Annotated in this window: 10 protein-coding genes and 2 pseudogenes; 6 read left to right on the forward strand and 6 right to left on the reverse strand. The window is 57.2% G+C overall.

The annotated features are described in order from the left end of the window. Positions 1-146: 146 nt before the first annotated feature. Entirely contained in the window at positions 147-887 is a 741-nt protein-coding gene (locus XI03_RS21765) for a class II aldolase/adducin family protein (RefSeq protein ID WP_271593288.1), read from the forward strand. Between the two features lie 600 nt (positions 888-1,487). Here the strand turns inward: XI03_RS21765 and XI03_RS21770 are convergent. Beyond that, positions 1,488-1,733, reverse strand: coding sequence for a hypothetical protein (locus XI03_RS21770; protein ID WP_271593289.1), 246 nt, complete (start codon positions 1,731-1,733; stop codon positions 1,488-1,490). 54 nt (positions 1,734-1,787) lie between these two features. Between XI03_RS21770 and XI03_RS21775 the strand changes: the two genes are divergently transcribed. Then, positions 1,788-2,726 carry a cyclase family protein gene (locus XI03_RS21775; RefSeq protein ID WP_271593290.1) on the forward strand — a complete coding sequence of 313 codons (939 nt, stop codon included), beginning with the start codon at positions 1,788-1,790 and terminating at the stop codon, positions 2,724-2,726. A gap of 374 nt (positions 2,727-3,100) precedes the next feature. On the opposite strand, the gene XI03_RS21780 is transcribed toward XI03_RS21775, so the two are convergent. After that, entirely contained in the window at positions 3,101-3,319 is a 219-nt protein-coding gene (locus tag XI03_RS21780) for a hypothetical protein (protein WP_271593291.1), read from the reverse strand. Positions 3,320-3,504: 185 nt separating this feature from the next. Between XI03_RS21780 and XI03_RS40575 the strand changes: the two genes are divergently transcribed. Beyond that, entirely contained in the window at positions 3,505-3,927 is a 423-nt protein-coding gene (locus XI03_RS40575; protein WP_442869732.1) for a transposase, read from the forward strand. A gap of 288 nt (positions 3,928-4,215) precedes the next feature. Here the strand turns inward: XI03_RS40575 and XI03_RS21785 are convergent. After that, positions 4,216-4,437 (reverse strand): annotated as a pseudogene (locus XI03_RS21785) (transposase); the annotation flags it as partial. A gap of 76 nt (positions 4,438-4,513) precedes the next feature. Next, a complete protein-coding gene (locus XI03_RS21790; RefSeq protein WP_271593292.1) occupies positions 4,514-5,728 on the reverse strand; it encodes an alanine racemase in 1,215 nt (404 codons plus the stop codon). 349 nt (positions 5,729-6,077) lie between these two features. Between XI03_RS21790 and XI03_RS21795 the strand changes: the two are divergent. Continuing rightward, positions 6,078-6,996: pseudogene (locus XI03_RS21795) on the forward strand (IS481 family transposase). Between the two features lie 126 nt (positions 6,997-7,122). Here XI03_RS21795 and XI03_RS21800 read toward each other — a convergent pair. Beyond that, a complete protein-coding gene (locus XI03_RS21800) occupies positions 7,123-7,827 on the reverse strand; it encodes a hypothetical protein (RefSeq protein ID WP_271593293.1) in 705 nt (234 codons plus the stop codon). A 1,431-nt stretch (positions 7,828-9,258) separates the two neighbouring features. Here XI03_RS21800 and XI03_RS21805 point away from each other — a divergent pair. Together XI03_RS21805 and XI03_RS21810 are read left to right on the forward strand one after the other, a co-directional pair. After that, complete coding sequence (locus XI03_RS21805; RefSeq protein WP_271593294.1) at positions 9,259-10,158, forward strand: LysR substrate-binding domain-containing protein; 900 nt, start codon at positions 9,259-9,261, stop codon at positions 10,156-10,158. 130 nt (positions 10,159-10,288) lie between these two features. Continuing rightward, positions 10,289-11,233 (forward strand): cupin-like domain-containing protein, encoded by a 945-nt coding sequence (locus XI03_RS21810; RefSeq protein WP_271593295.1) that lies wholly within the window; start codon positions 10,289-10,291, stop codon positions 11,231-11,233. Between the two features lie 815 nt (positions 11,234-12,048). Here the strand turns inward: XI03_RS21810 and XI03_RS21815 are convergent. Then, positions 12,049-13,212, reverse strand: a complete 1,164-nt coding sequence (locus XI03_RS21815) for a M20 aminoacylase family protein (RefSeq protein WP_271593296.1) — start codon at positions 13,210-13,212, stop codon at positions 12,049-12,051. Positions 13,213-13,692 lie beyond the last annotated feature (480 nt).

Consider the following 13,692-nt stretch of genomic DNA (forward strand, 5'->3'; position numbering starts at 1 on the left):
CGCTAGGCGCACAGCAGTCGGAGTTTCCAGCTGAGGTCGCTTGTCAAAGGCAGAACAGGCATGTTGCGAGATCTGAGTCGAGAGGCCGCATTCTGCCAGGAAACACCCCTTGTACAATGACAGGCTTATTTCAAAAGGAGATGAATATGCCCAATTTCACGCCCCAGGAATGGGAGATCCGCTGTGATCTGGCTGCGGCCTATCGACTGATTTCTTATTTCGGCATGGACGATTTGATTTCGACTCATCTTTCGGCGCGCTTGCCGGGCGCAGAACCTCGCTTTTTGCTTAATCCTTACGGCCTAATGTTTGATGAGATTACGGCTTCGAGCCTGGTCGCTGTCGATCCGGAAGGGCATGCGATCGAGAGGGAGGACGAGTCCAAGATTAACAACGCTGGTTTCACAATTCATTCGGCGGTGCATATGAATCGTGATGACGCTCACTGTGTCATTCACACACACACGCTCGCCGGCATGGCGGTGGCCGCACAGGGACAAGGGCTGCTACCATTGAATCAGAAATCAATGTGCTTTTTCGGCGGGGTCGCCTATCACGAATATGAGGGCGTTGCGCTGGATCTTAGCGAACGCGATCGCCTTGTACGCGATCTCGGAAAGAAGGACGTAATGATCCTCAAGCACCACGGTTTGCTCACGATCGGGCGAACGGTCTCCGAGGCCTTCCTAAACATGTACCTCTTGGAGCAATCTTGCCGCATTCAGATCGCGGCTACACAGGGCGGTCAACAAATCGTCCTACCTTCCGAAGGTGTCGCCGCTCACACGGCGTCGCAGTTCCACGAACACGGATACAACAGAAGTGCGCGCCCTTGGGCGGCACTCAAGCGCCGGCTTAATCGGATCAGCCCGGACTACGTAAGCTGACTATTCCCATCATGGACAATCCTCCGGCCCGACTGGTCGTTCCGCGGCATTTCCAAGTGACGGCGGCCAAAACAGCTGGGAGCTTCTCTGCAATCTGGCAGTCGTCTCGTTGTAGTGGCACCAGTGGAGTTCGGCGAGCGATGCATACAATCGTACTTCCAAGGTGGTTTGCTGGCGCGCCACCCAGGGAGCGGAGGGGATCCAACGTAAGTGCTCGGATCCGGCTCGAGGACTCGAACTTGGAGAGCGGAGCTGGTTTGCTATTCCGCCAAACGTCCTTCTCCCTCGCGAGGTTGCATCATTCGCGCCGGTGCTGGTCGTTTTGCACGCTCGCTCCGCGAAGCCCTTCGGAGCCGGCGTGTTCATTTCTGGGACCCTACACTGATAACGAGCTAACAGCCGTCTCCCTTTCTGTAAGCTCTATCGCGATAGGGCTCGACTCGGATTGGACATGAAACGGACGTCGGCGATCCTAAAAGCAAAAGAGAGCATGGGGCGATGCGGACTAGCTTTGGGATCGTAGAGCTCAGCGAGTACCGAAAGAGCGTGCGCGGATGGATCTCCGCCAGTGGCTTTCTCGAACTGCTATTCGATCCAACCCTACTTCCTTGGAGCGCCTGATTTGTCCTCCTCGATCTCTGACAGCTCCTTACATTCGATGCCGCGCGCTCGGATGAAATACTGCACGTCCCCTGCTTTGGCGCAGAATTTTCTTGTTAGCATCATCGATTTGAACAGCTCGGTGCCTCCGGTAACCGATACCTGCTTTGAGCAAAGCATGTCTGCATGGGAAGTGGTTTGTTCGCAGCGGGCTTGCGATGAACGAGCTCCTTTTGTGATGGGCATTTTGCCAGATCATCTGACGCTTCCCAAGTTGATGACCAGAACAGGAGCTTCTTAATGCGGCCGGTCAATTTCGATCATCTCGCCGATAAGCTGCGCAACTGGGGGCGGTGGGGCGAAGCGGACCAGCGGGGTGCACTTAATCACATCGGACCCGAAACGTTGAGGAACGCAGCCGCCGAGGTGCGCCAGGGCAAGCTCTTCAATCTCGGCCTGCGGTTCGACCGCAATGGGCCCCAATTGGGACGCAAGCGCTTCAATCCGATGGTCTACGCAACAGACCTTTTTACGCCGATGGGCCCCGGAGCAGCGCCAGGTGTCTGTTTTTCCGATGACGTCATCCACATGCCTCTGCAGTGTTCCACACAATGGGACGCTCTCGGTCACGTCCACTATGACGGCCAGCTCTACAATGGGTGCAACGCACGCGAATGTCTCACGGAAAATGGTGCGCTAAAGATGGGCATCAACCATTTGGCAGCACCTGGCATTGTTTCGCGAGGCGTACTCGTTGACGTCGCGCTGCTAAAGGGCGTTGAGCGGTTGCCGCTTGACTACGCGATCACAGCTGATGATTTGAACGCCGCATGTGAGAAACAAGGCATAAGCGTAGGCACGGGCGACATTCTTTTGGTACATACCGGCCACATGCTCCGGTTCACCGCGGACGGGGACCGGGATAGCTTTATGGGCATGCAGCCGGGTCTCAGCTATACCTGCGCCGAATGGGCTTATGAGAAGTCGCTAGCAGCAATAGCTGCCGATAACATGGCGGTGGAGATATTAGACGCCGAGAGCACGGGTTCGGAAATGCCCCTTCCTTTCCACATGCTCGCACTAAGAGACATGGGCTTGCCGTTGGGCGAGATGTTCAATCTTGAGGCGCTGGCTGCCGACTGCGCTGCTGACGGCCGCTACAGCTTTCTGCTCGCAGCTCCACCTCTGGAGGTGACTGGTGGCTTTGGTTCGCCCGTCAACCCTCAGGCGTTGAAATAGGCTGCACGTAAGATTCGACGGGCTCTTTCGAAGTTGACGCTCAGAAGGCTCACGTTCGACCCGGCGCTTAGTCGTGCCCCTTTCCGCAGGCCCACGTGGTTCCAGAATCAGCAGGGACCGTCTCGCGGCTTGCGCGAGGCCCTCTGTTGAGCGGCAGGACACCGTTGTCCGGTCCCATGCGGCAGCCGTCTTAGCCGGTCGGCCCCGCCCCAGTTCGCCGACTTGGCTGCAAGCCGCTGACGAGGGCCTCCGTGCTCCACCACTTCCCAGCAGCGCGCACATGATGGATTCTTCTGAAAGGAAGCCCGAACATCAGCATGCCCATGGTGAGTGGTTTGTCCAGGTGGACAGTTTGTCCACGCCTTAAGCGCAGCTCAGTGTATTTCGATAATCACGACGGCCATCCCGTCGCAATGGACCTCGTCGGCCGTGAGGCGCAGCCGCGGCCGTCGGCTTGCCGCCACGCTAAAACCTTGGATTGCCCACTCGATTTGATCGCAGTCATATTCCAAGCGGCAATTTCGATTCGGAACCTGCCACGAGGCGATCTGTGAAGCGGTGACGAGACCGAACATGAGGTTCGTGCCAGCCAAGACGGTCGTCTTCCTCCGCCAGCAGACTGCATTGATCAATTCAATCCGCGCCTATTTTGCCGAGTTCGGGATCGTCGCCCCTGTCGGGCGCAGGGCGTCGAGCAGCTGCTGGAAGTCGTTGCCGATACCGCCGACCGCCGCTCCCGGAAGTAGCCCGTGCATGTCTTGCTGCTCTCGGCAGTCAGTTGCGAGCGCTGAAGGCTCCGACACTGGAGTTCGACAGACGCATCATCGCCTGGCATCGATCAAATGCGACGAGCAAGCGGCTGGATGCGATCCCCGACGTCGGGCCAGCGTTGGCAACAGCCTTGGTCGCCAACATTGCCGATCCCAAGGCTTTCCGATCGGGACGGGACTTCTCGGCCTGGGTGGGGCTCGTACCAAAGCAGAACTCAAGTGGGGGCAAGGACAAGCTCGGCAGTATAAGCAAACAAGGGGATCCGTATGTGCGTAGCCTGTTCACGGCTGGCGCGCTCGCAGTGATCGCTATGCTAACATCCATGGTCCCGATCATTGGCCCTGGCTCACTCGGCTGTTGGCTCGGCGCCCCACGAAGGTTGCCGCTATCGCACTCGCCAACAAACTCGCGACGATGGCGTGGGCTATGATGGCCAGGGGTGAGCGCGCAACAGGGAGTCCGTCGCGCTCGCGACGTAGCCTGTCGCGCCGGACGTCCGGCGTGACGTAACCGTTGGGAGGGCGAACAGCACGTAATGCAGTGCCGGATCCGGCGATCAGGACAACCCACATGGGCCACACATCATCGAATGCGTGCTTTTGACCGGGACCTGATCCGCGAGGGCATTATGGCCAACGGTCATGGGTACCGCGCGAATAGGCCGAACACATGGCTGCTCCGACCAATGCTGCAGAAGATTCTCCTTGCCAACCCGGAGCCGTCCACACATGGCCCAACGATTGAAGCGATTGAAGAGCGGTCGTGTAAGGGCCATGTTCACGCGGACAATCGCGCCATCGCGCACCCGATTGCAGCATGTGAACGATGCCGCTGATGATGCGCCGATCTTCGTCCCGCTCCGACCCCGTCAGCCCCGTCGGCAGATGAGGTTCGATGCGCGCCCATTGCTTGTCATTCAGCTAAAAAGACCTTCACGCATTCTCTCGCCCCGAATCAACCACACAGAGAATCAGGTGATGCTAATCAGGTACAGACCCTAGTCTGTTCATGAACAGCTACTGAATGGCGGCGGGCAACATGGTAAGTTCATCCTGCCCTACAGCCACGATCTTATCAACCGAAAACCCGTTGAATCGCGCCATATCCGTATAGGCGCCGACATTCTGGAATTCAATCCAATCACCTTCGCTCAAATCGCGTGGCAGTGAATACGAGAATCCAAGCCTGTCCATGCTGTCGCAAGTTGGGCCAAAGATGATGAAGTCCTGCCACTCCTCAGTCTGGATCGGCTGTCCCCCACGCCAAGCACGGGCGGGGAGCAGAAAACATTGTCGGGCAGGTGAGAGCCCACTGTAGATGCCCGCGCCGCAGTAGAGCGCCTCGCCTTTTCTTAAGATCACGCGGCAAAACAAAGAGATGCTATCATGGACCAGTGCTCGTCCGGGCTCACACAACAGTTCAACACGCTTTAGTGCATCCGTTCCGCGCACCAGTTTCGTGATCTCGGAGAGCATGCGCAAGGGAGAGTGATAGGGGACGTTCAGATAATGGCCGGGAAAGCCGCCACCGATATCGAGCGCTGTGGGGGCTGGAGAAACAGCCTCTATAATGTCGACGGCCGCCCGAATGCCATGCAGATAGGGATCGACAACGATCGTTTGGGAACCTGGGTGAAAGGACAATCCCGTGGTCCAGCGCGATTGCGCGTTGACGAGATCCAGCAGACGACTCGCTTCGGCGGGCGGCGCACCAAACTTGCCGTTTAGGTCCAAGATGGCGCACGTCCTGCTACACTTGAACCGGACGTAGATTCGTATTTCCGGATCATGCGACGGCAAGACTTCGAGGAGCTTCCGCAGCTCGGCTTCGCAATCGATGACATAGTCGCGAACCCCCAGATCGCGGAACGTCAGGTCGATATCGCGACGAGATTTCACGGGATTCATGAACCACGAACGGGCCCCGGGAACAGTGGAATGGACAAGGTGGGCTTCGGCCAGCGACGCCACGTCGAATCCGGCCACTCCGGCGCGAGAGACCACGTGAAGAATTTTGGGCAATGGATTCGCCTTCACCGCATACAGCACGCGTCCTGAGAAATGCTCGGTGAATTCGCGCGTGACGGATGCAAGACGCCGCTCATTGAGCGTATAGAAGGCGTCAACTTCCGCCCTTTCCAAGGACCTTACCAAGCTCATATTGGACCATTCCTCTCGCGCCAGGCGCGGAGTAGCAGCGCCGTTGTTGCCTGCTGCGAGAGCAATGACCATGCCAGCGCTCCTCGAACTAAACCGCCTGGTTACGCTTTGAAACAGTTTGCCATGCGCCACGGCGCGCGACGTCTTGGATCTTACAGCTTTTGTACACGGCTGTGAAAAACCAGACAAAGATCGAGGGGCCGACGCATCCGGATCGTGGATCACGGCCTTAATCTCTGGTTGAAATTCGCTCTGGCCTAAGACAAAGACCAGGCTATAAACCGGGGCAGCGGCCGTCAGTTCGAAGGCCAACTAAGACCAAGTGTTTTGTCGCAGACTTTGATGGTGCATCCTTATCGCACAATTCGAAGGAAGCGCTATTGGATAAGTTTTACATGGCTGCGCCACCACGACGGAGGCAGTGCGTCGAGCAATACAAATAGTCAAGAGAGCGTGAGAGCCCTCGCCAAGCGCTACGGGATCTACCAGAAGACCGTCGCGAAGTGGAAGCAGCGCGGGACTGCCACCGATCTGCCGACAGGCCCCAAGGAAGCCAAGTCGACTGTCCTTTCCATTGAGGAGGCGGCGATTATCGTTGCTTTCCGGCGGCATACGCTGCTGCCGCTCGATGATTGCCTCTATACACTGCAGCCCACCATCCCGCATCTGAGGCGGTCATCCCTGCATCGCTGCCTCAAGCGCCATGGCCACAGCCGATTGCCGGAGGTCGAAGGCAGCAAGCCCTCGAAGAAAAAGTTCAAGGCTTATCCGATCGGCTATATCCACATCGACATCGCTGAGCTCCAGACCGCTGAAGGCAAGCTCTACCTCTATGTAGCGATCGATCGCACCAGCAAGTTCGCCTTCGTCCAACTGGCAGGAAGACGGGACGGACCTTCGCCTCGGCCTTCCTCGAAGCCTTGATCGCGGCCGTCCCTACAAGATCCACGCAGTTCTCACCGACAATGAGATCCAGTTCACTTTCCCACCGCGCTACGCGGACGGCCCGACGGCAAGATACGCCACACATATGTTCGACATGCGTTGCCGAGAGAACGAGATCGAACATCGGCTGACCAAGATCAAGGTCCCTCGCCAATGGTCAGGTCGAGCGCATGAACCGCACGATCAAGGAAGCGACCGTCCAACGCTACCATTACGATCGACACGATCAGCTCGAAGCTCACCTTGCCGACTTCATCAACGCCTATAACTACGCGCGCAGGCTGAAGACACTGAAGGGCCTCACGCCTTACGAATACATCTGCAAATCCTGGACTTCCCAGCCAGAACGATTCAAACTCAATCCGCTCCAGAAAATGCCGGGACTAAACACCTAGTCATGAGCTTTCGTGAACCGCGCGCGAGTGGCCACATCCAAGCTTCCCAACATCACGCCCCTGGCGAACGGTATCGGGCCATAACGCGCCAACGTATCGTGTTGTTTGGGTGACACGCAAAACGCCTCAGGCGACGGACGCCATCGTCATCCGGCAGAGAGTTATAATGTCGTAAATGGGTAGCCTTGTGATATGGCGGGTTGTCGCCGTTACTAACGGAAACGCTGTACATTCAAAAAGGAGAACTGCGATCTCGGGATGCGCAGCACGAAGTCGCGCAATGCAGGCAGCGACATCCGCCTCAATATCGGCGACATCGGTCGGCGATGGCGGACGTTTCATCTCGTTCTGCCACAACTTGCCACCTTCGACGCCTCCGACAGCTACCCTCATCCGCTCGCCCGGGTCACTGATCCCCAGCAGATCTTCGCCGCAATGGCTCGAGTCAGCGGTCAGCACCGCGAGCTTTGCCGCGGGCGGCAGTTGCCGGAGCAATGCCGGCACGAGCAGCAGGCTCGACATCACCACAGGGACATTCACCGACGCGGCAACCGCCCCCTGATGCCGGATGGAGAAACCGCAATTTGAGCTTATTGCGACAGCGCCTCGTCCGATCAGGCGCTCGGCAGCTGCGATGTAAGCCGGCTCGAGCGATGGATCGCCGTGGATGACAGCATCTGCCCAAGCTCCTGCGACAGTTTCTGTGATGACTGGGAAGTCGAAGGTGGTCGGATGCAGCAGCGAACCCGGACGCGGGACCGGCGGAGCGGCGCCGCGCGGCAATCCGATTTCGAGTTTTAGGACTCCGAGAGAGCGTTGGGTCTGCGCCACTAAAGTCTCCGAAGGACGTAGGTCTATGATGATAGTGTTCCACCGCCAATCACATACCAGAGCAACAGAGAACACGCCAAACATTAGTCTGAAAGTGCACCGGGCCAGCTGGATGCAACAAACATAGTGAAGCTCGCGCGCTTCAACGCGTCGGCCAATCCGCAGAGCGGATCAACCAGATTGCCAAAATGAGCATCAACAAAGGGTGACGCATTCGGCGCATGTGCGTAATAGATGCCCGTGCCTTCCTCTGGTGAGATGTGCCGCCATATTGTCCAGAAACGCCATTTTTCGGCTTCTTGAGACCGGGGTCACGAACAGCGCATTGATTTCCTAAGCTCTCGATACTGAAACATTGGCCTGATGCGCAGGCTGGTGACCACGCGTTTTGCGACTGAGATAATCTCCCCAGTCCGTAACGGGCCGGTTCGGTCCGTGACGCCAAGAGGCGAGATGGCTTGCGCTTTAGATGGTTGGGCGACCACCATTTGCTGCTCCAGTTGTGCATTGTTTAAGGTGCTGGTGGCACGATCGAGTTCGTCATGCTTCCAACGCCACGAACGTCAGACATAAGTCGCGAATGCATCGTATTCATTCTAGAACTCCTCTCATGGCACTCTCCCTCGCAGGTAACATTAGGGGAGTGCCCGTTCGGCAGGGGTTCATTTCGGCTGAATTTATGTTGTGACACGCGCCTGCCGGAATGGCTCCACCTACTTACCTGAGAAAACAGAACAACGAAGCTACCAGGGCTGATAGTCCAGGGATCCGGCAGCACCTCCGCGCCCGGCCATCATCTGGAGACCCTCTCGGTGTTTCGATGAGCGTTTCGCTGAGCGGCTCTCAGAGCCCGCGCTTCGACACTGAATGTGCAGCCAACGTAAGTTGCCTGCGAGTTATCGATGTTGGAGCCGTCACAGGCTCTCACGCTTTGCCCGAGCCCGTAGCTCCTGAGCCGAGCATTGGGATAGCCCTGCTTGAAAGCCGCGGAACAGTTCAAGGCATTGGCGCCTCCCATTCTGCCCAGTGTTGTCGCTGCTCAGCAGCAGCAGACGCGAACAGGTCAACCGCCTTGAACTTTCTTTTGTGCTGGAAATGAGCTCCTACGCAAAAGCGGTCGACCGGTGATCTTGTACCCTGGCGCCATGCATTTTTTGTCGGAAACCCGACATGATCAGCGGCTTTTTTGCGCCGGAGATCTGTGATCGCGTCGACCCGCACTCCTGCCGCGCGAATTCTTCCATGCACGGCCTTCATGCCTTTCTTTAAAGATCTGAACGAGCCGCGGCATTCGATTCGCGCCGTCGCATTCGCAAATCATGAGACGGAAAAGTTTGTCACCCTCCCCAAGCTGGGCGTCGGCAGCCGCCGACGTGCACGATATATTCTTATCTCCTAAGGCTTGTTGCCTTTGTTAGCCTGGAAACGCAAGTGCAGCATTTAGACCCGGGTCTTCTGCGGGCCTTCGTCATGGTCGCAGAGACCAGCAGCTTCACGAAAGCGAGCGAACGGCTGTTCCGCACCCAGGCGGCGATCAGCATGCAGATCAAGCGACTAGAAGAGCGCATCGGAAAGCCGCTCTTTGTGCGAGGTCCATGCGGCACTCAGCTCACCACCGGGGGCGAGCTGCTGATCCATTACGCCCGCCGGATACTACTTCTAAATGACGAAGCGCTCGCCAAGCTCTCCGTTTCTCCGTCGGACGACGTAGTGCGCATCGGCGCATCGGACGACTGCGCTCGCATTCTTTTGCCCCACGTATTGCTGTTGTTCAACAAGTTTTGTCCAAATGTGCAACTGGATATCGTTGTCGAGAATCGACTCAATTTGGTTCGGGAAGTTCGAGAGGGAAGAGTGGACCTCGCCTTAGTGGTCCGGCATTCGGAGACCAGTGACGGCGAGCTGCTCCGACGAGAGAAACTCCATTGGATTACGTCGAAGCAAAACTCGCCGCACAGGTACGATGTATTGCCTCTAGCGCTCCTTTCTAGTGGTTGCCTTCGTCGTGAGATCGCTCTGCGGGCACTCAAGGAGGCCGACCGAAGGTTTAAAATTGTCTTGTCGAGCGGCACAATGGCTCCCATTGTCACTGCAGTGTCGGTCGGCGTGGCTGTCTCGGTGGCGGAGGAGTCTGTCATTCCAGCCGGAGTGCGCCAGCTTATGGAGGCGGAGGGGCTCCCATCACTCCCTACTATTGACCTTGTTCTGTATCGCGCTCCAGGCCATCAGCCTCGTCCCGCAACAATGCTCGCCGAGCACATTCGCTTATCGTTAAGGAGGTCGACCCCGTGGTCGGAAACCTTGCAGACAGCGGGGTCGGCGGCCGAATAGCTTGGCCATTAGCGAGACGTATGTTCCCATAAGTGCTTTTGATTTTTATTCATGAGCGAGATTAGCTACCTTCAGCTGAAGGTTGCGGGTTCGATCTGATCATGATGAGGCGCATAGAAAAGTGGTGAACATGAAAGAAGCATCAACTCAAGCGTCACGGGATCGATCATCGTCGGCGCAAGGAACCTCGGGCTCATCAATTGCCATTTTGGCGCAGCTTACTGAGTCGGACTTTGCGACGAATTACCGAGATGCAATGCGGCCAGTTCTCCTACGTGGCGGTTGCGCGACCTGGACGGCGTGCCGGCGCTGGTCACCTCAGTATTTTGACCAGGTCGCCGGATCGCTTACTGTGCCCGTCAAGACGCTGAACAGTGGCGACATCAAAGTCTCGTCTTGGCGCCTCGCAGAATACGTGCGATTCTTAATGGAGCAGCCGCCGCGCGCGAATGGAGTCTCGTCGGTTGCGGGGGCAATTCCGTATTGCCACGACATTCCATTACTGGGCTTAGTGGAAACGCTGGCGGCAGATTGTCAGCCCTTTCCCGCAGAGCTTCTTAGTCCCTGGTATCGTCAGCATTGGTGGCGGTATTCGCAGTTCTTCATGGGCCCAGCAGGCACGATTACGCCGCTTCACTTCGACAGCCTACTTAGTCACAACCTCTTCTTCCAGATCTACGGCACGAAGACGTTCACAATCATACCTTCGACCCAAGCCGATCTTTGTGGACGCCGCGGTTGGAGATGGTTTGATGTGGACCCTGAGCAACCGGACTACGTGCGCTTTCCGCAGTACCGGGATGCAACGCCCGCCGTAATCACCGTAAGTGCCGGCGATATGCTCTATATGCCACCTGGTACCCTCCACCACGTCCGTAGCTTATCGGCCTCGATTTCCTTCAACATCGATTGGCACAATGAGCGGAGCGTTTTGGACGCGTTAGCGCAGCCCCCCGACGAAATCCCGACAGAAGTCAAATACTACAATGCGATCACAGCGTTGGCCGTCATCGCCAAGATACCTGAAGCCATCACGTTTCCATTGTACCGGCCCTATTTGAGCTATGTAAGTTGACGAGGCGAGTTGCAGGCAAGAGCGTCACCTCGGCCTTAAAGAACGCGGGTTTCAGGGCGGACGAGCTGAGGCCAAGCGATAGGTGACGCCCGTATTTCGGGCAACAAAACTTCCCCCGGATTGCATCCCGCCGACGTAAGATGCTGTCGCGTGCTCGGCTAAGGCATGAGAGTGTTCAGGCGGTGTGAGCTTAGTCTCCCGTCGGCATTCTGCCGCATATGCCTGGCGCGATTTGTGTAGCGGAAGTATTGGTGTATTCGGCGCGAAGTTCTCAGCTTGTTCATGGAGCAGAGGTCGTTGCGCCCAGCGGCCTCTGACGAGGTCTGACCGAAATCCGGCTGCAATGATCGTATGGAGGGGAGAGCTCGATGAGCCATCGTGCCTCTGCTGCCTTCGCCGCCTCGCAGACGACATTCGCCCCAGCTGGGCTCGTCGATCGGAATCTCGAGCTTGATCGCCGGAACGTGATGCTTCTCCGACGGCCCTTTCATCGTCGTACGCACACGTGCGGCACAATAGATGGTGACCAGCGGGTCTCCAGCCGTCCTTGCTTGGGACGCCCGACTGCCCGCCAGCTACCCCCCTTGATGATTCCCTAACCAATATTGTCAACCTTGCGCGATCTTTCTACATCGAAAGGTGGTGCCTAACCGGTTGAGCATCAAGACGGCCCCAGCTTACCGGCCCGGCGGTCACGCGCACTCACGGTTTGAGGATGGTCCCAGGTCGTCGTTGCACGCACATTTGCAAGCGTACTATGACTGTAGACTCCGTTCAGAGGATGGAGACATGGCAGTGCCAGCGAAGTCGAACGTTCAGAGGGCCAGCACCGTCTCGACCAGGTTCACCCAATAGCCGATGCCATACGGCAAGGTGTCGTCGTTGAAATCATATGCCGGGTGGTGCAAGCCAGCTGTCGATCCGTTACCAAGAAAGATGATCGCACCCGGCCGTGCCTCAAGCATATAAGCGAAATCCTCTGATCCCATCCGTGGCAAGATCTTGTCATCTACTGAAGTCGGTCCGACAAGATTGCGTGCTGCCTTGATCGCCAGATCGGTTTCCTCCGCATGATTGATGGTGACCGGGCCGGATCGGCTGTACTTGAATTCGACATCTGCGCCAAATCCGCGCGCAATGCCTCGAGCGGTCGACAGAATCTGCCGTTCCGCGAAGTCGCGCAGCTCGGGCACAAGAGTCCTGACACTTCCCGCCATTTCTACTTGATCAGGAATGACGTTGTAAGCCCGAGCTGCACTGAACTTGGTGACGGAGATCACCAGCGCCTCGATTGGATTCGTGTAGCGAGAAACCAAGGTTTGCAGGCCGACGATGATCTGTGCTGCAATGACGACTGGATCAATTGCCTCGTGTGGTTTTGCGGCATGCCCCCCCCTCCCCTTTACGATGAGGTCGAACTCGTCGAGAGCGGCCATGATCGGCCCATGGCAGATGCCGAACTTGCCAACTTCAATTCCTGGCACATTGTGCAGTCCGAACACCTTGCTTATTGAGAAACGATCCATGATGCCTGCCTGGACCATCCTTTTGCCGCCCACCCCATCCTCTTCAGCCGGCTGGAAGATCAGAGCGACCGATCCCCGGAAGCGCCGGGTAGCCGCAAGGTGTTTCGCGGCGCCCAATAGCATGGCCATGTGACCATCATGCCCACATGCATGCATCTTGCCCGATACTTTCGATGACCAGAGCTTCTCTGACTGTTCAAGTATCGGCAGTGCGTCCATATCCGCGCGCATTGCGATCGTTGGCCCGCCTCCGGATTTGCCGCTGATCAAGGCGACGATGCCAGTTTCGGCTATCCCCGTTTCGATATGATCAACGCCGAAAGAACCTAGCTTCTCGGCTAAGAATCTGGCCGTATTGTAAAGCCGGTACTCGAGCTCTGGATTTTCATGAAGATAGTGACGCCAAGCAGTTGCCTCGGCCTGCAGATTTCGAAACGCTTCAACGCCATTCATGTGGATCCCACCTGTTGTTGAGCACGGCGGTACGACCAGCCCTGCCAGCGTAGCCGTGCCTCACGCCACCAATTCAATCATCCTGGGTTTAACCTCTTGGATGCGTGAAGTGTCGAAATGCCTTGCGGCATCTTCCTTGATTACCGACTAAGAGAATAACGGATTGCTGGCGCACGCCCCAGTGCTAGAAACGACTGGAATGGGCCGCCTCCCACATCAAATCCAGGACAGCCGGTAAGATATCTCGGGTGCCTGGAGCGGTACCAAGCTTGCATTAAGTGCGGGCGCGCGCGACCCCTCCAGCACCTTCTGCTGCTGGTAATCGTACTCCGACTTGGGACGTGGAAGCCCCGCCCGAGGGATCTCCGAACCCGCCGTTGTGAGGATATATTGAAATCTCCATCTTCGGGGCGATGCCGCGCCTGCGCTTTCGTGTGGCGAGCACGCGTTCTCGTCAAAAACTCAGCGGCCTGAGAGCCA

The sequence above is a fragment of the Bradyrhizobium sp. CCBAU 65884 genome (genome assembly GCF_028128835.1).
Taxonomy (GTDB): Bacteria; Pseudomonadota; Alphaproteobacteria; order Rhizobiales; family Xanthobacteraceae; genus Bradyrhizobium; species Bradyrhizobium ottawaense.